At 70.9% G+C, this 20,181-nt stretch carries 19 protein-coding genes; 9 read left to right on the top strand and 10 right to left on the bottom strand.

The features are described from left to right. Positions 1–74: 74 nt before the first annotated feature. From FLL47_RS33450 to FLL47_RS33440, 3 genes are read right to left on the bottom strand one after another with little or no spacing between them, the layout of a single operon-like run. On the bottom strand, positions 75–584 hold the full coding sequence (locus FLL47_RS33450) for a PH domain-containing protein (protein WP_186316061.1): 510 nt from the start codon (positions 582–584) through the stop codon (positions 75–77). A 43-nt stretch (positions 585–627) separates the two neighbouring features. Beyond that, positions 628–990, bottom strand: a complete 363-nt coding sequence (locus tag FLL47_RS33445; protein ID WP_144126638.1) for a hypothetical protein — start codon at positions 988–990, stop codon at positions 628–630. Then, positions 983–1,612, bottom strand: coding sequence for a hypothetical protein (locus FLL47_RS33440; protein WP_144126637.1), 630 nt, complete (start codon positions 1,610–1,612; stop codon positions 983–985). Before FLL47_RS33440 ends, FLL47_RS33445 begins: the two co-directional genes overlap by 8 nt. Before the next feature lie 485 nt (positions 1,613–2,097). On the opposite strand from FLL47_RS33440, the gene FLL47_RS33435 reads away from it, so the two are divergent. The 3 genes from FLL47_RS33435 (at position 2,098) to FLL47_RS33425 (ending at position 4,379) form a co-directional block, all read left to right on the top strand. Continuing rightward, positions 2,098–2,805, top strand: a complete 708-nt coding sequence (locus tag FLL47_RS33435; RefSeq protein WP_281286763.1) for a methionine ABC transporter ATP-binding protein — start codon at positions 2,098–2,100, stop codon at positions 2,803–2,805. Beyond that, entirely contained in the window at positions 2,805–3,425 is a 621-nt protein-coding gene (locus tag FLL47_RS33430) for a methionine ABC transporter permease (RefSeq protein ID WP_144126635.1), read from the top strand. The genes FLL47_RS33435 and FLL47_RS33430 overlap by 1 nt, the downstream gene beginning before the upstream one ends. Before the next feature lie 147 nt (positions 3,426–3,572). Continuing rightward, a complete protein-coding gene (locus tag FLL47_RS33425; protein WP_144126634.1) occupies positions 3,573–4,379 on the top strand; it encodes a MetQ/NlpA family ABC transporter substrate-binding protein in 807 nt (268 codons plus the stop codon). 51 nt (positions 4,380–4,430) lie between these two features. On the opposite strand, the gene FLL47_RS33420 is transcribed toward FLL47_RS33425, so the two are convergent. From FLL47_RS33420 to FLL47_RS33410, 3 genes are all read right to left on the bottom strand, one after another. After that, complete coding sequence (locus FLL47_RS33420; RefSeq protein WP_144126633.1) at positions 4,431–5,306, bottom strand: LLM class flavin-dependent oxidoreductase; 876 nt, start codon at positions 5,304–5,306, stop codon at positions 4,431–4,433. Further along, complete coding sequence (locus FLL47_RS33415; protein ID WP_144126632.1) at positions 5,299–5,811, bottom strand: hemerythrin domain-containing protein; 513 nt, start codon at positions 5,809–5,811, stop codon at positions 5,299–5,301. Before FLL47_RS33415 ends, FLL47_RS33420 begins: the two co-directional genes overlap by 8 nt. 119 nt (positions 5,812–5,930) lie before the next feature. Next, a complete protein-coding gene (locus FLL47_RS33410; protein WP_144126631.1) occupies positions 5,931–6,890 on the bottom strand; it encodes a helix-turn-helix transcriptional regulator in 960 nt (319 codons plus the stop codon). Positions 6,891–6,953: 63 nt separating this feature from the next. Between FLL47_RS33410 and FLL47_RS33405 the strand changes: the two genes are divergently transcribed. Further along, positions 6,954–8,429 carry an MFS transporter gene (locus tag FLL47_RS33405; RefSeq protein WP_144126630.1) on the top strand — a complete coding sequence of 492 codons (1,476 nt, stop codon included), beginning with the start codon at positions 6,954–6,956 and terminating at the stop codon, positions 8,427–8,429. 74 nt (positions 8,430–8,503) lie between these two features. On the opposite strand, the gene FLL47_RS33400 is transcribed toward FLL47_RS33405, so the two are convergent. Beyond that, complete coding sequence (locus tag FLL47_RS33400; protein WP_144126629.1) at positions 8,504–12,019, bottom strand: NACHT domain-containing protein; 3,516 nt, start codon at positions 12,017–12,019, stop codon at positions 8,504–8,506. Between the two features lie 9 nt (positions 12,020–12,028). On the opposite strand from FLL47_RS33400, the gene FLL47_RS43260 reads away from it, so the two are divergent. From FLL47_RS43260 to FLL47_RS33390, 3 genes are all read left to right on the top strand, one after another. After that, the gene (locus FLL47_RS43260) at positions 12,029–12,190 is read left to right on the top strand and encodes a hypothetical protein (protein WP_186316060.1); all 162 of its coding nucleotides are present in this window, start codon (positions 12,029–12,031) and stop codon (positions 12,188–12,190) included. Positions 12,191–12,313: 123 nt separating this feature from the next. Continuing rightward, positions 12,314–13,135, top strand: a complete 822-nt coding sequence (locus tag FLL47_RS33395; protein ID WP_144126628.1) for a hypothetical protein — start codon at positions 12,314–12,316, stop codon at positions 13,133–13,135. A 109-nt stretch (positions 13,136–13,244) separates the two neighbouring features. After that, the gene (locus FLL47_RS33390; RefSeq protein ID WP_144126627.1) at positions 13,245–14,150 is read left to right on the top strand and encodes a bifunctional helix-turn-helix transcriptional regulator/GNAT family N-acetyltransferase; all 906 of its coding nucleotides are present in this window, start codon (positions 13,245–13,247) and stop codon (positions 14,148–14,150) included. Between the two features lie 72 nt (positions 14,151–14,222). Here the strand turns inward: FLL47_RS33390 and FLL47_RS33385 are convergent, their stop codons facing one another. Both FLL47_RS33385 and FLL47_RS33380 read right to left on the bottom strand, forming a co-directional pair. Then, positions 14,223–14,927, bottom strand: coding sequence for a suppressor of fused domain protein (locus FLL47_RS33385; protein WP_144126626.1), 705 nt, complete (start codon positions 14,925–14,927; stop codon positions 14,223–14,225). 156 nt (positions 14,928–15,083) lie between these two features. Then, positions 15,084–15,704, bottom strand: a complete 621-nt coding sequence (locus FLL47_RS33380; RefSeq protein ID WP_144126625.1) for an L-threonylcarbamoyladenylate synthase — start codon at positions 15,702–15,704, stop codon at positions 15,084–15,086. Between the two features lie 118 nt (positions 15,705–15,822). Here FLL47_RS33380 and FLL47_RS33375 point away from each other — a divergent pair, with 118 nt between their 5' ends. Continuing rightward, positions 15,823–16,737 carry a transglycosylase SLT domain-containing protein gene (locus FLL47_RS33375; RefSeq protein ID WP_144126624.1) on the top strand — a complete coding sequence of 305 codons (915 nt, stop codon included), beginning with the start codon at positions 15,823–15,825 and terminating at the stop codon, positions 16,735–16,737. Here the strand turns inward: FLL47_RS33375 and FLL47_RS33370 are convergent, their stop codons facing one another. Further along, complete coding sequence (locus FLL47_RS33370; RefSeq protein WP_144126623.1) at positions 16,738–18,312, bottom strand: dolichyl-phosphate-mannose--protein mannosyltransferase; 1,575 nt, start codon at positions 18,310–18,312, stop codon at positions 16,738–16,740. Between the two features lie 136 nt (positions 18,313–18,448). Between FLL47_RS33370 and FLL47_RS33365 the strand changes: the two genes are divergently transcribed. Then, complete coding sequence (locus FLL47_RS33365) at positions 18,449–20,179, top strand: DUF2264 domain-containing protein (protein WP_186316059.1); 1,731 nt, start codon at positions 18,449–18,451, stop codon at positions 20,177–20,179. Positions 20,180–20,181: the final 2 nt, after the last annotated feature.

The following is a 20,181-nucleotide window of genomic DNA, read 5'->3' as shown; positions in this document are numbered from 1 at the left end:
GAGAATCTTCCCGGATGCCCGCCGACCGGGCACGACGGCGAGCGGCGACGTGGCCGAGGATCGAGGTTGCGCGCTTACGCCGCGCCCTGGGCCAGCTCGCGGAGGCGACGCTGCAGGTCCCTGGGTCTGTGCACGTCGCGCAGCACGGTCACGCCCTGGTCCTGCAGCACGGCGGTGTTCACCCGGAGGCTGCCCTTGCCGACCATCCGGTCGAGCAGATCCTGGTGGACGTCGATGCCGCGGATCATGTTCAGCGGGACGGTGCGGTCGTGCCGGCTCAGGATCCCCTCGCGCACCAGCAGCCGCTGATCGGTGATCGCATACCGGGTGGTCGTGCAGCGCAGCGCCCGCACGGCGGCGGACACCACCAGCGCGAAGCCGATGACGAGCAGCAGGATCACGACAGCCCCGGTCAGAAACGGGTCGGTCAGCCACTGCGACGAGACGACCGCCCAGAGCACGCAGACGGCGCTGGAGTACCCGACGAACCGCAGCAGCTCGGCCACGATGTAGTCGACCCACGACGGGCTGAACCGCTCGACGACCTCTTCGCTCCCGACCAGGAGCTCGTCCGGAAATGCCACGCGACTGCCCCCATGAACGGACCCGGAAGTGCCTCGCCCGAGGCTATCCATTCACATGAATATCGGCAACCGGAGAAGTGCCACGAAAAGGCCGGGCGGTCAGGATGTTTCGGCCTTGCGCGTCGCGCTCGGTGCGGCGGACCCGGCACCGCAGGTGTGCAGGCGCCGGGAACGACCTCGGGACCGGCTCGTCTCCCCCGACGAGGTTCGTCGCCCGGTCCGCGAACGTCCAGGAGGTGCCACTGGCGTCCACCAGCGATGTCCGGAGCCAGCCTGGAAAGCCGTCGTCGATCCCGACGGCCTCGACCTTGAGCAGCGACCATGCCTGTCCGGACTGATCCATCCCCGCATGATGACGCACCTGCGCGTCGTCGGCAGCCCCGGTGGAGGCCGGAGGATCAGACACGTTCGAAGCGGACCGACTCGGTGGCGTCCTCGGTGGTCAGGTGGGTCGGCGAGCAGACGTAGCGGCTGCTGAGCCACCAGGTCCACACGATCTCGCGTCGGTCGACCTGCCTGCCGTCGACCGTGGTGGTCATGTTCGACTGCTCGGAGACCTGCGCCAGGGTGACCATGTCACCGTCCACCCGGTACGTGAACTCGTTGTGGCCGAGCAGGGTCTGTTCCATCCGCGTGCCGTCGTCCGTGCGCTTGCCGGTGAGCTGGTAGGCGAACTCGACGGATCCGCGTCCGTCGCCGCCAAAGCGCATGGTGATGGCTCCGGTCGCGGCGGCTTTCGGCACCGCCACCGCACCGTCCATGACGATCGAGTCGGGGGCGTCCGCGGGGTGCAGTCGCCACAGCCCGACCAGGCATCGGTCGACCGGGGCGGCGTCGACGGGTGCGCTCGCCTGCTGCGCGGCACGCTGCTCCACGACGACCGCCGACGCGCGTGCCTTGGCGTTGGCGGTGATGATCCCGACGACGATCGACGCGCCGATGGCCAGCAACGGCAGCACGACGGCGGTGAGGACGCCGTACGTCGACCAGTGGTGGTGGCCGGTGGAGGTCTTCGCTTGATCAGTCATGCGGGTTTCAAGCAGTCATGTGCCGGCCGCTCATCCCGAGACATGTGAATAGTGCCATGGTTCACCTGATAGCCCACATAACAGGACATGACGCCCTCGCCATGGGCCATCGTGGGGGTTTGGCCCGACGTTGCTTACGTCACGCTGGGTAGCGGTCGACACGGTGCGAGTCCTAGGCTCTGCGGCATGTCCACGTCTTCGCGGTTCTTCGCGCGCCCGGCCCTGATGGCCGCCGGCGCCCCGCGTCGTACGTGTCGAATGTGTCGCTGACGAGGGCCATCGTCCGCTCGCGCCCCGAAGCGAGCACTGCCGCGCCCATCTGCACCGCGGCCGCACCCGCCCCGTGAGTCTCGACTCGCCTCCCGCGTCCACGCCCGTCCGGCGTCGGCCCGCGGTCACCTCCGGCCGTCCCGCTGCGGCCTTCGTGCACCCTGCGTAATCAGTTCCGGGAAGAGTCGTACCCAGCGATGATCGAATTGCACCGTTTGCGAAAAACGTACCCCGGCGGCGTGGCCGCGCTCGACGGCGTCGACCTGCACGTCGCCCCGGGCGAGGTCTACGGCGTCGTCGGCCGCAGCGGCGCGGGCAAGAGCACCCTGCTGCGCGCCGTCAACCTGCTCGAACGCCCCGACAGCGGCACCGTGCGCGTCGCCGGTCGGGAGCTGACCGCCCTCGCCCCGGGCGAGCTGCGCGCCGCCCGCCGCCGCATCGGCATGATCTTCCAGCAGTTCCACCTGCTGTCCGCCCGAACGGTCGCCGCCAACGTCGCGCTGCCGCTCGAACTGGCCGGCGTGCCGCGTTCGCAGCGGGCCGGGCGGGTCCGCGAACTGCTCGACCTGGTCGGTCTGGCCGACAAGGCCCGCGAGTACCCGGGACGGCTGTCCGGTGGGCAGCGCCAGCGCGTGGCCATCGCCCGGGCGCTGGCCACGGATCCGGCGGTCCTGCTGTGCGACGAGGCGACCAGCGCGCTGGACCCGTACACCACGGTCGAGATCCTGCATCTGCTGCGCGACCTCAACCGGCGGCTCGGCCTCACCATCCTGCTCATCACCCATGACCTGGGGGTCGTCGAGCGGATCTGCGACCGGGCGGGGGTGCTCGAAGCGGGCCGCCTGGTCGAATCAGGCCCGGTCGACGGCCTGCTCGGGCGACCCGGATCCGCGCTGGCGGCGCTGGCCCAGGCGGTGCGCTGATGATCGACCTGCTGCTGCCGGCCACCGGCGAGACCCTGCACATGGTCGGCCTGGCCACGCTGTTCACCGTGCTCTGCGGGCTACCTCTGGGGGTGCTGCTCGGCTACGGACCCGCGCCGGTCCGGCCGGTGCTCGGCGCGATCGCGAACGTCGGACGGTCGGTGCCGTTCGTCATCCTGATGATCGCGGTCATCCCGCTGACCCGCGCCCTGCTGGGCACCTCGATCGGCACGGCCGCCGCGGTGGTGCCGCTGACCCTCGGCGCGATCCCGTTCTTCGCCCGCCTGGTCGAGGGCGCGCTGCGCGACGTCGACCCGGGCCTGACCGAGGCCGGGCACGCGTTCGGGGCCACGCGGGCGCAGATCGTCGCCCGCATCCTGCTGCCGGAGGCGCTGCCCGCCCTGGTCCGGGGTCTGACCGTCACCGCGGTCGCGCTCGTCGGCTACTCGGCCATGGCCGGTGTGATCGGCGGCGGCGGGCTCGGGTACCTCGCCATCCGCTACGGCTACCAGCGCTTCGAGACCGACGTCATGCTCGCCACCGTCGTTGTGCTGGTCGCCCTGGTGCAGCTCGTCCAGTTCACCGGCGACCAGTTGGCCCGCAGGCTCGACCGGCGCTGACCACACTTCCGCGGATGCTCGTTTCCGGACGCTTGAGCGTCCCCAAACGAGCACGCGTCAGCGCATACCCACCAGTCACCGCTCGCCCACCGTGCCCACTGCCGCGTCGATCACGGTCCGGCAGACCACACCCCAAGGAGAACCATCGTGAACCGCCGTGCCCTCGTGGCCATACCGCTCGCCCTGCTCGCCGGACTCGCCCTCGCGGCGTGCGGCACGCCGGCCGCCGACAAACCCACCGACGTCCTGCTCATCGGGGCCAGTTCCGCGCCGCACGCGCAGATCCTGGCCGAGGCCGCCAATCTCGTCCCGGACCTGAAGCTGCAGATCAAGGAGTTCGACGACTACGTGCAGCCGAATCTCGCCACCGAGAGCGGCGAGTTGGACGCCAACTACTTCCAGCACCAGGCCTACCTGGACGACTTCGCCGCCGCCAACCCCGTGCACCTGGTCGCGGTGGCGCCGGTGCACATCGAGCCGCTGGGGGCGTACTCGAAGAAGGTGAAGTCCCTCGCGGAGCTGGCGCCGGGCGCCGACGTGGCGATCCCGGCGGACGCCACCAACGGCGGGCGGGCGCTCGCGCTGCTGGCCGGACAGGGCCTCATCACGCTCAAGGACGGCGCGGGCGTCAAGGCCACCGAGCGGGACATCGCGACCAACCCGAAGCAGCTGAAGATCACCGCGCTGGAGGCGGCGCAGCTGCCGCGCTCCCTCGAAGACGTCGACCTCGCCGTGATCAACGGGAACTTCGCGCTGCAGGCCGGGCTCAAGCCGGCCACGGACGCGCTGGCGCTGGAGGCCGCGAAGGACAACCCGTACGCGAACCTGCTGGTGGTCAAGCGGGGTCGCGAGACCGACCAGCGCATCCAGCGGCTGGCCCAGGTGCTGGCCTCTCCCGAGATCAAGAAGTTCATCGAGTCCACCTACGACGGCGCGGTCATCCCCGCCTCCTGACCCCGGGGGCGGCACGGCCCGACGGGCTGTGCCGCCGCCGGTCGGCCCTGGTCACTCGGTGAGTTCCCGCACCCTCGGCACGACCTCCTGCGCGAAGCGCTGCAGCTGGTCCCGCTCGGCCATCGCGGGCCAGAAGACGAAGGTGTCGAACCGCAACCCCTGCGCCCATCCGGCCAGCGTCTGCGCCCACGTCTCGGCCGAACCGAACAGGCCCTTGCCCCGGTGCGAACCACCGATCAGGCCGAGCACGTTGTAGAGGCGGCGCACCCGCGCTGGGTCCCGTCCGGCCCGCGCCGCCGCGTCGTCGATCAGATCCTGCTTGGCGGGGACCTCGGCGGGCGGCACGTACACGTTCAGCGGGCTGATCCAGCCGTCGGCCAGCTCGCCGATCAGGCCGAGCATGCGCGGACCCTGCGCGCCCAGCCACACCGGCACCCGGTGCGCCGGGGCAGGCCCGGGTTCGTATCCGCCGATCCGGTGGTGGCGGCCGTCCATCGCGATCGGGCCCTCGGCGTCGAGCGCCGCCCGCAGCAGCCGCAGCGCCTCGGCGGTGAACTCGACGGCGGCGCCGCCGCGTACCGCGTTGCCGCCCATCGCCGCGACCGCGTCCGGGAATCCGCCCGAGCCGGCGCCCAGTTCGAACCGGCCGCGGGTCAGCACGTCCAGGGATGCGGCGGCCTTGGCCAGCATCGGCACGGGCCGCAGCGCCATGTCGGCGACGTCGGTGAGCAGACGCACCCGGGTGGTGAGCGCGCCGAGGTGCGCCAGCGCCGTGACGGTGTCCAGGTGCCCCGGTTGGTACGGGTGGTCCTGCACCGCGATCAGGTCGAGCCCGGCCTCGTCGGCGTCGTGGGCCAGCGCGGTCATGCCGGCGACGTCGCCCGCGGTCGGCGTGACCGCGATCCCGAACTGCAGTTTGTCAGCCATGGAACGGCCACCTCTTCCAGGTCTTCAGCACCGGCCCCAGTACTCCCTCCTCGAACTCCAGGTGTTCGAGCAGCCGGTCCGAGAGCGTGCGCAGGGCCACCACCAGCTTCGCGCGTATCTCCGCGTCACCGCCGCCCAACGCCCGAGCCGCGCCCTCGACCTGGTCGAGCAGGTCCGACACCACCCGGTGATCGGCCTCCAACCGGTCCACGGTGGCCCGCAGCTGCGGTGCAGCGCGGCGTACCGCCGGGAACAGCATGGCGTCCTCGGCCTGGTGATGGTGGTGCACGAACTGGCAGTAGCTCAGACAGTTGATTTTCAGCTGGAACAGCGGGCCGTTGCTCTGCAGCTTGCGCAGGCCCTGCTGGAGTTCACGGGCCGGGGCGCCGCCGGCCGCCTCGTCGGCGAGCCTGCGCACGGTCGCCAGGTCTCGGCGCAGCATGCCGTGCACCCATTGCAGTTCTGCCAGCAAGGGGTTGTCGTTGGTCGATCGTTGTCTCGTCATCGCCACACGTCTCGTTCGCCAGGGGAACGCCGCAGTGCTCACGGCGCTCCCTCAGCTTGGTCGCTGACGAGCGTCCACCGCAAACCGCAGGTTAGTCACTTACATAAAGTAAGCCGCAATCATCCCGCCGCGCGCCGGTAACGGTCGGCGAGACGGCGCAGCGCGGCCGACAGCTCCGGGGCGTCCTGCACCGTGAAGTCGGCGTCGAGCAGGCCGATCCACATCGCCATGGACTCGGCGGTGTCCGCGCCGGTGGTCACGGCGCAGGTCTGCTCGTCGATCACCTCGACGGACCCGGCGGTGGCAGGCAGCCGCTGCGCGATCACGTCAGCGGGTGCGTGCACCACGATCCGGGCCCGGTAGTGCCAGGTCGCGGTGGACACCCCGCGGGAAACGTACGCTGCGAGGTCCTCGGCCGGCAGTGGGCGCGGCGCGAAGCGGGGTCCGCCGGGCGGGCACGGCTCGATCCGGTCGACGCGGAAGGTGCGCCAGTCGCCGCGCTGCACGTCGTAGGCGACGAGATACCACTTGCGACCCCAGTTGACCAGCCGGTACGGCTCGGCGTCGCGCCTGGTCGCAGTGCCGTCGTGGGCGCGGTAGTCGAACCGGATGCGCTCGTGGTCGCGGCACGCCGCGGCGAGCGCGGTCAGCACCTGCGGGTCGACCTCCGGGCCGCGCCGCCGGGCCGGAACCGCCACCGTGTACGTCTGCAGCGCGTTCACCCGCCGCCGCAGCCGCACCGGCAGCACCTGCTCCACTTTGGCCAGCGCCCGCAGCGAGGTGTCCTCGACTCCGGCGATCGACCCGGCCGCGGCCGTACGCAGCCCGACCGCGACGGCGACCGCCTCCTCGTCGTCGAGCAGCAGCGGCGGCAGGTTCGCCCCCGCGCCCAGCCGGTAGCCGCCCACCGCGCCGCGGGTGGCGTGCACGGGATAGCCGAGGTTGCGCAGCCGCTCCACGTCGTTGCGCACGGTCCGGGTGCTGACCTCGAGGCGGCCGGCGAGTTCGGTGCCGCTCCACTCCCGCGGGCTCTGCAGGAGGGAGAGCAGTTTCAGCAGTCGCGCGGATGTCTCCAACATGTTCTGCATTCTGCCAGGCCATTAGGAACGAACTGTTCCTAATGGCCTGGCAGGGTCATCGGCATGGAGAACATCAGCAACGGCCGCCGCTGGCTCGGCCTCGTGGCGATCCTCGCCGCGACCCTCATGAACCTGCTCGACTCGACCGTCGTCAACGTGGCCGCGCCGTCCATCCTGGCCGACCTCGACGGCACCTACGGCGACCTGCAGTGGATCGCCGCCGGATACACCCTGGCGCTGGCCGTTGGCCTGCTCACCGGCGGGCGGCTCGGCGACATGTTCGGCCGCCGCCGGGTCCTGCTGGTCGGCGTGGTCGGCTTCGTCGCCGCCTCGGCACTGTGCGCGGCGGCCTGGTCACCGGAGTCGCTGATCGGCGCGCGAGTGGTGCAGGGCCTGTTCGGCGCGGTCATGATCCCGCAAGGCTTCGGCCTGATCCGCGACCTGTTCGGACCCGCCGACGTCGGCAAGGCGTTCGGGGTCTTCGGCCCGGCCATCGGCCTGTCCACCATCCTCGGGCCGGTGGTGTCCGGGGTGCTCGTCGACGCCGACCTGTTCGGCACGGGCTGGCGCATGGTGTTCGCGATCAACCTGCCGCTCGGACTGTTCGCACTGGTCGCGGGCCTGCGTGCGCTGCCGGCGGGGATCAGCCCGGCACGGGCCCGACGGCTGGACACCCTCGGTGCGCTGCTCGCCGCCGCCGGCATGTTCCTGCTGGTCTTCCCGCTGATGCAGGGCCGCGAGCACGGCTGGCCCGCGTGGACGTGGGTCATGCTGGCCGCATCGGTCGCGGTGCTCGGCGCGTTCGCCGCCTACCAGCGCCGCCGCCAGGCCTCCGGGCGTACGCCGCTGGTCGAGCTGAGCGTGTTCACGAAGCGCTCGTACGCCTCGGGAACGCTGTTCGTGCTGGTGTTCTTCGGCGCGATCATCGGCTTCTCGCTCGCCGTCGGGCTGTTCCTGCAACTCGGTCTCAGCTACAGCCCGGTCCGGGCGAGCGTGACCATGTCGGCGTGGGCGGTCGGCGCGTTCCTCGGCTCGGGCTTCAGCGCGGGCGCGATGGCGAAGCTCGGACGGCGCATCCTGCACCTGGGCCTGGCCCTGATGACCGTCGGCCTGATCCTGCTCTACGCCATGTTCTCCACGTACGGCACGGCCATCGGCGGCTGGAGCCTGGCGCTGCCGCTGTTCGCCTACGGCCTGGGCATGGGCATGATCTTCGTGCCGCTGTTCGACGTGATCATGGGTGACATCGCCGACCACGAGGTCGGTTCGGCGTCCGGCATCCTGGAGTCGATCCAGCAGCTCGGCTCCTCGCTGGGCGTGGCCGCGCTGGGCACCGTCTTCTTCACCGTGGCCGGGGTGACGGGGCAGGCGACCGGGTTCCTGCACGCCTCGCAGCGGGTCACCCTGGTGACGATCGCACTGACCGTGGTCGCGTTCGGGCTGGCGTTCCTGCTGCCGCGCCGAGTGCGCCAGCACCAGCCGCAGGCACCGTCGGCGGCCGTCCCCGCCACGCCGGAGCGGGTCCCCGCGCTGGTGTAGACCCGACGGGAGCGGAGCCATCACCTATCCACATGATGGCTCCGCCGGCAGTGGTTCACGCGCCCCTCACCGGCCTATTGGCGGGGGGCGCGTTCGGCCGAATGCGGCGGGACGATCGCCTTCACCACGGCTACTGCCGCCTGCGCGACCTCGCGGATCGAGTCCGGCCGCCCGGTCTGGGCCAGGTCCCGCAGAAGAGGCAACGTGCTCGGGTCGTCCCACCAGCCCATGGCGAGCAGCACCAGCGCATTCGTCCGATCAGACTCGTCGATGGCCTTCACCGCGAGACCACGCAGCATGACCCGCGTCTGCCGGTCATCGGACCAACCGGCCGCGACGGCCCTGATCGCCGCCGAGCTCACGATTGTCGTCCCGACGGACGCGAATGGTTCCGGGCTGACGACCACGGTCGAAAGCCGCTGCAGCACAGGGAGTGTTCTGGCGTCGCCTGGCCAGTCGGTGGCCATCGCGTTCACCGCTTCGACCTGCGTCCACCAGTCGTCGTCGTTCAACGCGCGGTCACACAGCATCGAAAGTGTGCCTGGATCCGTCGGCCAGCCCTGCACGATCGCCCGCATCGCCGCCTGACGCACGATCGCATCGCCGTCGTTCGACACCATCCCGTGCAACGACGCCAGTGCCTCGGCACTCCCCTTTCCGCAACGCCCCATGATGGAGGTCGCCGCGGAGCGCACGAACCCGTCAGAATCACGTGCGGCGATCTCACTCGCCAACTGCAGGGTGCTCGGGTCGTCGAGCCAGGCTTGCCTGATGGCAATCAGCGCGGATCGGCGCACTTCCGCATCTACGTCCTCCGTCGCCAGCCGTCGCAGCAGGCCCAGCACGTCCTGATCTTCTCGGGGGGCGGAGATCGCCATGACCGAGGCCGCACGCAGGCTCGCCTCACCGCCGTTCAACACGAGGTCGAACAGCAGCGGGAAAGCGTTGGCATCCTCCGGCCAACCCGTGTCCAGAGTTTGAACAGCGGTTACCCGCACATTGACGTCGTCATCGGCGAGGGCGATCCGCCTGACCAGTGCCGACGCCTCCGGGTGGTCCTGCCAACCCGACCCGATCGCCGACACGGCCGCGCAGCGCACGCGGCTGTCCCCGACGTTCGCTGCGAGATCACGTAGTAGGGCGAACGCAGCCGGATCTCCCTGCCAGCCCACCTCGATCACGTCCACCGCGGCGGCACGCACTCGCCCGTCGTCATCACCAATGGCGATGTCGCGGAGGAATGCCAACGCATCAGGATCCCCACGCCAGCCCGACCCGATCACCGAAATCGCGGCAGCACGCCCGTACGGTTCAGGCTCCCGTGCGATCACGTCACGCATGTCCGCCAACAGGACAGGCTGACGGTTCTGCGATTTCAGGATCTCGAACGCTTCCTGGCGCACCATGGGCGTCGGGTGCTGAGTCGCGAGCTCGACCAGGTGGTCCATATTCGCGTCAGGCTCCCGGTAGGCGTTCGCCAGCTCCGCCGCCGGCGCCGCACTGCCGTACGTCAGGCTCAGCCTCCGCCGTCGGAACCATGAAAGGTAGGCCTCCCACCCGGGAAGCGTGGTCCCCAACCCCGCGATCGTCGGCACAACGATGCGGCAGACAGCCGTGAGTGCACGACCGCCGAACATGTTGTGCCGCGAGCTGAGAGAGAACATCTCCAGCGCGTGGATGACGTGGCGAAGCGTGGCGGGCCCTGCCACCGTCAGCCGGCTCAGCCTGCGCACCTCGGCCAGGCACCGCACGGCGAGCGTGAGGTGGGTCGGTGGGACGTCCTGCCTGACGCCCCAGCGCGGATCCTGGTCGAGCAGGCCGAGGATGCAGAGCTCGGCGGTGCTCTCGCCGAGCATGCCCGTGATCAGGAGCAGCACCTCGTGCCACGCCGGGTCCCGCCAGCGGCGCAGGAAGACGTCATTGACGAGCTGATCCTCGGTCAGCTCGCGAGTGCGGTGGAAACGATCCACGATGTCCGCCGCGGCGAGGTACTCCAGGAAGGATCGGTGCACGAATCCATACACGTTGCCACCGAAGCGGCTCAGGATGAAGTTTCGATCCCGGAACTGCTGGAGCATGTACGCAGCGGCCTGCTTGGCCTTGTCGAGAGGCACATGACCCGGGTCGCGCTCCCGCAGGAATTCGGCGAACTCGCTGGTCAGGTCGTGCCCGCTGATGAAATTGCCCGACAGCCCGGCCGGGCTGTCCTGCATCCGCCGGGCGACCAGGCGCAGCAACTCCAGTTTGTCGGTGGCGTCCAGGTAGGGCAGGTTCGCCGAGGGCAGCTCCTGGTTCAGGAACTTACTCGGGTCCCAGTGCTCCACCATGACCGTGACCGCATGCTCGAAGACGCTGCTGCGGTCGCGCGGCAGGGCCCGCCGCCGCCCGATGATGGCGAGGATCGTCAGCAGCATCGGGTTGCCTGCGACCTCGGCCACCGCCGCGGAGTTGCCTATCGCCTTGAGTAGCCGGTTCGCGAGCTGCTCGCCCTGGACGGGCTCGGCGCGGCAGGTCACCTGATACCAGCGAGTCACGAATTCGCGGATCTGCTCCTTGTCGAGATCCTGGATCTTGGCCTTTGCGAACCCGGCCGCCCTCAGGTTGTCGCCCTGGTACCCGACGGGACGGGAGGTGACCACGACTCGGGCCCGTGGATGGGTGTCGGCGAAGCCGACGATGTGCCGTTCCACGCGGTCACGAAGTTCGGGTTCGAACACCTCGTCGAGCCCGTCGAAGAAGACCACCGCCCGGCCGTCGGCGAGCAGGTGGCGCGCCAGCTCGTCCGGGGGCAGCCCGGTCCCTTCGGCGTGCCGCTGCTGCCAGTACCGAGCGAACGCGTCCCATGGGTCGGCGCTCAGCACCCGGGAGAACTCTCGCAGCTCCACGATCAACGGCAGCCACCCGGCGAGCGGGGCCAGCGGGTCTGTGGGCTGCACCTGCCCGCTCAGCGTGTAGACGACATATTTCGTGAGGGTCGTCTTGCCCGCGCCCGGATCGCCCAGCAGGACGAGGCGGGTGCCCTCGCCGGCGAGCAGTTCCAGCACGGGCGAGGGCGCGCGTTGGGTGTAGGCCGAGCGCACCTCGGCCAGCAGCGTCCGATCGATGTCGGGCGGCAGGTCGCGCAGCTCCTGGAGGTCGTCCTGGGCCAGGCGCAGCATCAGCTCGCGGGGGAGCTCCACGGCGGGCGGGTCGCTCTTCACGAGCTGGCCCACGAAGATTTCGCCCAGCCGGAGCGGCGGGTGCTCGTCCTGTTCCGACAGCGGTGTCAGCACCTCCAGGTCGATGGTCTGGTAGCGCCTGCGCACGGCAGTCCCGTAGGCCAGACGCGACGCCTCCCAGCCCGCGATCCGGCCGGCCAAGCTGGTCTCCTCGTCGAGCGCCGACCGGCCCCGGTGGAGCAGCCAGCCCACCAGCCCCACTGCCGCGCCGGCCAGGGCCGCCAGGCCGCCGGCGATGCTCATCCAACTGTCCGCCTCGCCGAGTGTCTGCCCGATCAGGAAGAGCACCAACCGGACCAGCAAGGTCAGAGAACCAGCGGTCATGAGTGCGGCTGCGGCATACCACCAGGTCGACCTGGACTTGAGTCGCATTCGGACATCATGGTCCAGATCCAGGAGGAGCGGCATCACCCCATCGATTACTCCGCATGCGCCGTCCGACCGGGCGTCCAGGTCGTTCCCAGCGGCAGCGCGAGATCCGCGTTCGCCGAGCACACGATCGCGGTCACCGGTGACGCACCGGTCGCGCTCACCGTGCTCTGACCTCACGGCTGATTTGGTGGTATGCAGTTCGTGCAGTAACTTAGCGCGAACAATTCTCACGGCCAGAGCCGACGCGCGCGACGGGGACGCACGCCGGCGGCGTCAGGCATGGAGGCCGCACGCATGACCAAATACACCGTCACCATCACGCCTGACGACCCCGGGCAGGCCGTCACGACGATCCGACTCGACCTCGACGGTACGGCGACGACCGTGCGCGAGCTGCGCCTGTCGCCCGGTTCCGGCGGCAGTCTGGTGCCCGGCGACCTGCCCGTGCTCGACCTGAACCAGCTCGTCGCCGCCGTGCTCGCGGCGACCTCGGGGGCAGCGCCGTCGGCCGCACCGGCCAGGCCGTTGCCGCACACACCGGCTGTGCCCGCAGCGGCACCCGGCGAGCTGGAGATGCAGGCCCCGGTTGCCGCCGAGGCGGTCGCGCCGAAGGCGGCCACCCGCAAGCGCACCACGGCCAAGCCTGCCGCGGCAAAGGCCGCCAAGGGCATCGAGGCCACGGCCAAGCCCGTGCCGGCGAAGGCGCCTGCGGTCAAGTTCATCGAGGCGGGCACCGGCAAGGCCGCGGGCAGGGCGAGTGCAGGCAAGTCCGACGCAACTGCCCCCACGGCGGGTGCACCGAAGGCGGGCACGGCCAAGGCAGGTGCGGCAAAGGCCGTAAGGGCCAAGGCGTCCGCGCGCAGCGCCACGGCCGCCGTGCGGGACAAGAAGGCGTCCCCGGCGAAGGCGACGGCGAAGAAGGCCGCGTCGTCCACCCCGGACACCGGCCGCCCGAGCGGAGCCAGCCGCAGCTACCGCAAGCTGCCGGACGACTTCGAGCAGGTGCTGCGCCAGGCCGGGGACAGCGCGAGCGTCATCGCCGACCACTACGACGTGCCGCGGCACACCGCGTACGGCTGGATCCGCACCGCACGCAAGAAGACCACCTCGGTCTGACCCGGCGGCACGGGCCGCAGTTCGACGGTGCGCGTGGGCAGCCCACGCGCACCGTTTGCTTTCCGGGTGTACGCCTGTGTCAGCTGGTTACCTGACTAAAGTCAGCTATATGAGCGACGAGCAGTTGGTGGCGACGGTGCGCCACTTCAACCGGAGCGTCACGCAGCGTGTCGGCGCGCTGGACGACGCCTACCTCACCCGGGGCAGGCCGCTGGCCCAGGCGCGGCTGCTCTGGGAGATCGGGCCGGCCGGGGCCGAGATCGCCGCCCTGCGCACCCGGCTGAACCTCGACGCCGGATACCTGAGCCGCCTGTTGCGGACCCTCGAAGGCGACGGTCTCGTCATGGTGGGTTCCGCCGACGGCGACGGGCGGGTGCGCACCGCCCGCCTGACCGCGGCGGGCCGGGCCGAGTGGGACGTGCTCGACCGGCTGTCGGACGAGCTGGCGTGGTCGATCCTGGCACCGCTCAGCGAGAGCCAGCGCGCCCGCCTGGCCGGCGCGATGGCCGAGGTCGAGCGCCTGCTCATGGCGTCGCTGGTGGAACTGCAGCCGTGCCATCCCGGCGACCCGCGGGCGCGGGCGTGCCTGCGGGCGTATGCACGCGAACTGGACCGCCGCTTCGACGGTGGATTCGACCCGGCGCGCAGCGGCATGGACGACGAGGAACTGGTCCCGCCGAACGGGCTGTTCCTGGTCGCCACGCTGTCGGCCGAGCCGGTGGGCTGCGGTGCGCTGCGCCTGCACCCCGGCGGACCCGCCGAGATCAAGCGGGTGTGGGTGTCGGAGTCCGTACGCGGCCTCGGCGTGGGGCGCCGAATCATGGGCGAGCTGGAACAGCGGGCGTCAGCCGCCGGAGCCGACACCGTGCGGCTGGACACCAACCGGACCCTGACCGAGGCGATCCGGCTCTACCGCACCTCGGGCTACCACGAGATCCCTGCGTACAACGACAACCCGTACGCCCACCACTGGTTCGCCAAGCCGCTGGACCCGGCGGCGGCCCCGCCCCTGTAGCGGCTACGGTGCCCGAAATGGACGGGGCCCGCCCGGCGGCCGCCGTCACGCGGGCGACGACCGGCACGCACGTCAGACGCTGCTGGCACGCTTCGGGTCGAACAGCTCGCTCACGTCGACGCGACTGAACGCGTCGAGCAGCGCGTCTGTGCCGCTGGTGACCTTCAGGTCCATCTCGGCCGGATGCAGTGGCACCAGCGCCAGCAGGGAGATCTCCTTGCCGCCGGCCGTCACGATCGTGTGTGCCTCGTCCGCGCAGCGGATCATCGGCGCGATCAGCACCCCGGCGAACGGGACGCCCGGCGCGTAGGGCTCGGCCGGCTGCCCGTTGGGGATGGAGTGCCAGGGCCCGAGCCAGCTGCGGTACTCGTGCGGCAGCCGCGCCGCCATCTTCAGCAGCCCGAGCGGCCAGCTCACGGCATCGTCCCGGAAATTCCCGGCGCTGAGCGGCCAGTCCGCGGGCAGCGAGATCATCAGCTCGGCGTACGGGCTGTGCCCGTCCGGCACGGCCATCGGGAGTTCGCTCATGCCCGAGGTCACCAGCGTGTAATAGGGACGGTCCGGGGTGGGCTCGACCAGGTACACATGGAGATTCACCAGGTCGGAGGCGAACTCGTGCCATACCGATGCGATCGGGCCGAAGTGGGTCTCGATGTGGCGGTCGATGGCCTCGGCAGTTTCTTCGTCACCGCCGACCGCGGGCTCCCACTGCTGCTCACGCGGCGCGTGCCGGAGGATGCCCGAGCCTGCCGGGCGCTGCCCGTCCGAAGTCGTCATGCGGCAGAGCGTAGAGTCCATGATCGGCTCTGTCAGGCCGCCCCGAGCCGGTTGTCCTGAGCCTTGCCGCCCAGGCAGGTCAGCGTGCTGCACCGGCGGGTCGGCGTTAGGAAGGGCACCTTCCACTACCTATGGCGATGTGAAGGTGCCCTTCCTTCATTCGAAGCGGGTGGGGTCGCCGGCGCCTACGCGGAGGATCTCGGGTTCGCCTTCGGAGAAGTCGATGACGGTGGTGGGTTCCGTGCCGCAGTCCCCGGAGTCGATGACGGCGTCGACGAGGTGGTCGAGGCGCTCCTTGATCTCCCAGCCCTGGGTCATCGGCTCGGTGTCGCCGGGCAGCAGCAGAGTGCTGGAGACCAGCGGTTCGCCGAGTTCGGCGAGCAGCGCCTGGACCACCGGGTGGTCGGGGATGCGTACGCCGACGGTGTGCTTCTTCGGATGCAGCATGCGGCGCGGCACCTCGCGCAGCGCGGGGAGGATGAAGGTGTAGCTGCCGGGGGTCGCCGCCTTGATCAGGCGGAAGACCGAGTTGTCTATCTTCACGAACTGTCCGAGCTGGGCGAAGTCGCGGCATACCAGGGTGAAGTGGTGCCGCTCGTCGAGTTTGCGGATGTCGCGGATGCGGTCCAACCCGTCCTTGTCGCCCAGCTTGCAGCCGAAGGCGAAGCACGAGTCGGTCGGGTAGGCGATCAGCCCGCCCTCCCGCACGATGTCGACGACCTGCCGGATGGAGCGGGCCTGCGGGTTGTCCGGATGCACGTCGAAATACCTGGCCACACGCTGAGACTAGCCCTCCCCGTGCGGGCGTGCCCGGCGCACGGGCAGGTGGGGGCGCACGGACCGGGGCCAGGTGCACTAGGCTCGGCCGCCTTGGGATCCCTGGGGAGGAAAACCAATGCGCTTCACGCGTACGCATGCCGTCGTCGGCACGTTCACCGTCGTCGCCGCGGTGCTGGCCGCCGCGGTGCTGGTCCTGGACCGCGGCGGTGACCCGGACACCGGTGCCGAGCCGCGGCCGAGCGCGGTGTTCGAGACCGGGGAGCTGCCCGAGCCGAGCGAGTCCGCGGAGGCTTCGCCGAGCGCGTCGCCGTCACCGTCGGTGAAGCCGTCGCCGTCGAAGTCGCTCAAGCCGAAGCCCAAACCGAAGCCGAGCCCGAAGAAGGTGGACCTGCCCGGCCCGCCGCCGCCCGCGCCCAAGCCGTCGCCCTCAGCGGGGGTCAAGTGCCCGACCTACAAGGGCACGAACGCGCCCAAGGCCGAGGTCGAGACGGCGCTGGAGGCCGCGGCGGCCCGCAGGTTCTGGACGGTCTCGCAGATCAGCCTGCCACCGAAGCTGATCAAGGCGGTGGCGAAGCAGGAGAGCGGCTGGCAGTCGGCCATCATCGCGTGCGACGGCGGCATCGGCACCATGCAGGTCATGCCGAGCACTGCGACGTGGCTCAACGACGACTCCCCGTTCACCCTCGACGAGGACGTCAACACGCTCAACGGCAACACGATGCTGGGCTCGGCCTACCTGCAGTGGCTGGTCCGGTACTTCGGGATGAAGTACGGCATCGGCTGCGAGGAGCCGGACCCGGCGGTGTCGCCGGCCCCGGCCTGCACGCCGGACTACACGCTGCGCGAGGAGGACTGCCGCCGCGACCCGAACGTCGCCGACAGCAAGGAATGGTGCCTGCTCAACGCGGTCATCTCGGCGTACAACTACGGGCAGAACGCCGTCGACAAGGAGATCAACGACGGCGACGAGGTGTGGTACCCCAACGCGCCGTACGTGCTCAACGTCCGGGCGCTGATGGAGGACTACTGATCAGGTCCACAGGTTGCCGAGCAGGATGCGCCGGCTCCAGTCCTCGTACGGCAGCGACTCGCCGGTGTAGATCGGGTGGTAGTACGCGAACACGACGGCGACCAGCAGCACGAACACACCGGCCATGACGGCCGCGAACAGCTGCCGGTCTGGGTCGCTCGGCCGGCCCTGCGGCGGGGTCATCGCCGCACCGAGCACGAACACCACGGCCAGGATCAGGAACGGCTCGGCGGGCAGGGCGTAGAAGTAGAACATCGTGCGCGCCGGGAAGAAGAACCACGGCACCAGCGCCGCCGCGGTCATCGCCAGCACGGCTCCGGCGCGCCAGTCGCGGCGGGCGACGCCGAACCAGATCGCGGCGAGCAGCGCGGGAATGAACGCCCACCACAGCAGGGGCGTGCCGAGCAGCAACACGTCGGCGTTGCACTGGTCGGCGCCGCACACCGGGTCGGGACTGCGGTAGAACAGCACCGGGCGGCCCAGCAGCAGCCACTGGATCGGGGCCCACTCGCCCACCGACTGGTAGGCGTGCGCCTCGGTGATCGCCTGGTGTGAGCCGTACGCCAGCTCGTGGTAGTGGGCCAGGTTGCGCAGCGCGCCCCAGAACCCGGGCTCGTCCTGGCCGCTGTCGCGCAGGAAGTGCCGGGCGTAGCCGCCGTCGGTCGACAGCCAGCCCGACCAGCTCGCCAGGTACACGCCCGCGGTCAGCGGCAGGCCGGCCAGCAGCCAGCCGGTCTCGTCGATGACCGTGTCGCGGATCGGGTGGCGCACTCCGACGCTGCGCCGGGCGCCGACCTCCCACCACAGCACCAGCAGCACCAACACCGGCGCGAAGGCCAGCGCCGACCACTTCACCGCGAGCGCGCACCCGAACAGCAGCGCCGCGGCCAGCCGCCACCACGGCACGGCACCGGCCGGGCGGCCGCGCCGTCCCCGGGCCGACGGATCGCCGCCACCGGCCACGAAACGCAGCCAGCGGGTCCGGCGCTGGTCGCGGTCGAGCACCAGCGCACCGAACGCGGCCAGCACGAAGAACATCAGGAAGATGTCGAGCATCGCCACCCGCGACATCACGAAGTGCATGCCGTCGAAGGCCATCAGCAGACCGGCGGCGCAGCCCAGCACCACGGAACCGAACATGCGCATGGCGATGCGGGTGAGCATCAGCACCGACACGGTGCCGAACACGGCCGCGGAGATCCGCCAGCCCAGCTCGTTGTAGCCGAAGACCTGCTCACCCAGTCCGATGATCCACTTGCCGAGCGGCGGGTGCACGACGTAGCCGGTCGTGTTCTCCTTCTCGTTCCACTCGAACCCCTTCTCCCACAACCAGTGGGCGTCGGTGGCGTAGTAGACCTCGTCGAACATCTTGCCGGGCGGTTTGGCCAGGTTGTTCAGGCGCAGCAGACCGGCCAGCAGGGTGACGAACAGGGCGGCCGGCCAGGCGTACGGGTCCAGCGCGTGCGGTGACAGGCGGCGCCGTACGACGTCGGGGACCCGGGTGGCGGGTTCGGACGAAGGGGCGGGTTCGGCGAGCGCCTGCCGTGGGCGCGGCACTCTGGCCGTCTGCGTCATGCGGCGCATCGTATCCGCCCCGGCCGAGACCGGACGACCGCCCGGACCCGGTCGTCGAGATCCGGAGCGCCATCCGTGCGCGGCGTCGCGCATGGCAAGCTGTCCCCGCCGTTCCCGACCGCGAAGGACCAGCCGCATGCCCACGCCCCAGGACCTGCACGGAGAACTCCGCCCCGGCCGTGAGGGCTGGGCCGCGGCGTTGGCGCGGCTGGTCGCGCCCGCGACCGCGCTCGCGGCCCGCGGCCCTGCGCACCAGCCCGGCACGCCGTCCACCAACGACCCGGGCGCGACCTGGTTCGAGCTGGTCACCCGGCCGCTGTGGGGCCTGGCCGCGCACGCCGCCGGGGGCGGTCGCGCGCCCCGGCAGTGGGACGAGCTCCGTGCCGCGCTCACTGCCGCGGTCGCCCCGGGCCATCCGTGGTACGCGGGACCGCCCTTCGACCGCAACCAGCGGCTCGTCGAGGCGGCGGCGGTCGGCTACGCCCTCGCCGTCGCCCCGCACGAGCTGTGGGACCCGCTCACCGGAGCGCAGCGCGACCACCTCGCGACCTGGCTGTCCACGGCTGCGGCTTGCGAGCCGGTCGACAACAACTGGCACTTCTTCCCGGTCCTGGCCGCCACCGGGCTGCGCGCCGTCGGCGTCGCCGTCGACGAGACGACGGTCGCCGCGCATCTCGATCGCATCGAGGAGTTCGCCGCCGCCGACGGCTGGTTTTTCGACGGCCACGGCCAGCAGCGCGACTACTACAACCCGTTCGGCTTCCACTACTACGGGCTGCAGCTGCTGGGCCTCGGCGTGCTGGACGAGCAGCGCGCCCAGCGGGTACGCGAGCGCGCCACCGCCTTCGCCGCCCAGTTCCAGCACTGGTTCGCCGCCGACGGCTCCGCCCTGCCGTACGGCCGCAGCCTGGGCTACCGCTTCGCACAGGGCGCGTTCTGGAGCACCCTGCCTGTCGCCGATCTCGCAGCCGTCGCCTGGGCCCAGGCCCGCGGCCTGGCGGAACGGCACCTGGCCTGGTGGTGGGAGCAGCCGATCCTCGACCGTGACGGGCTGCTGAGCGTCGGCTACCGCTACCCGAACACGGGCGTGGTCGAGCAGTACATGGGCGGCGGCTCGCCGTACTGGGGCACCAAGTTCTTCGCCGCCCTGGCCGTGACCGCCGACCATCCCTTCTGGACGGCCGAGGCCGCGCCCGCCGACCGCCGCCCGCGGGTGGAGCTGCAACCCGCGCCGTCGATGCTGGTCAGCCGCGACGCCGCCGGGGACATCACGGCGCTGTGCGGGCAGGAGGCGTACGCCTGGGCCCGGGGCGGCACCGCGAAGGCGGCGAAGTTCGCGTACTCGACGCTGGCCGGGTTCAGTGTCCCGACCGGCGGCGAGGGCCTGGGCCACGGGGCGTACGACAGCGCGCTGGCGCTCAGCGAGGACGGCGTGCACTGGCGGGTCCGCGAGGGCGGCGACTGCGTGCTCGACGGCGACACGCTGCTGCTCACCTGGCACCCGTGGCCTGATGTCACGGTCCGGACGACGCTGCGCTTCGCCGACGGCGGGCACCTGCGCACCCATGAGGTCGTCACCGGCCGGACCCTGCACACCGCCGAGACCGGCTTCTGCGTGCCGTGGACCGCGGCCGGGCACGCGCCTGCGGGCGCGGTCGAGGAGGCGGGACGGGCCGAGGTCGGCGCGGACGGCGTCGTGTCGGCCGTCGCCGACCAGGGCAGCAGCGTCTCGCGAGCCGGGCAGGTGCTGGTGCCGACGGCCGGCGGCAACGTGTTGTTCCCGCGTACCGCGCTGCCCATGCTCACCGCCGAACTCGAACCCGGCGCACACACCCTGACCTGTGCCGTCACCGTCCGCCGGGGTTGACT

The sequence above is a fragment of the Catellatospora sichuanensis genome (genome assembly GCF_007483665.1).
Lineage (GTDB): Bacteria > Actinomycetota > Actinomycetes > Mycobacteriales > Micromonosporaceae > Catellatospora > Catellatospora sichuanensis.
The sequence above is the reverse complement of the archived record's forward strand: the minus strand, read 5'-3'. Positions and strand labels throughout refer to the sequence as shown.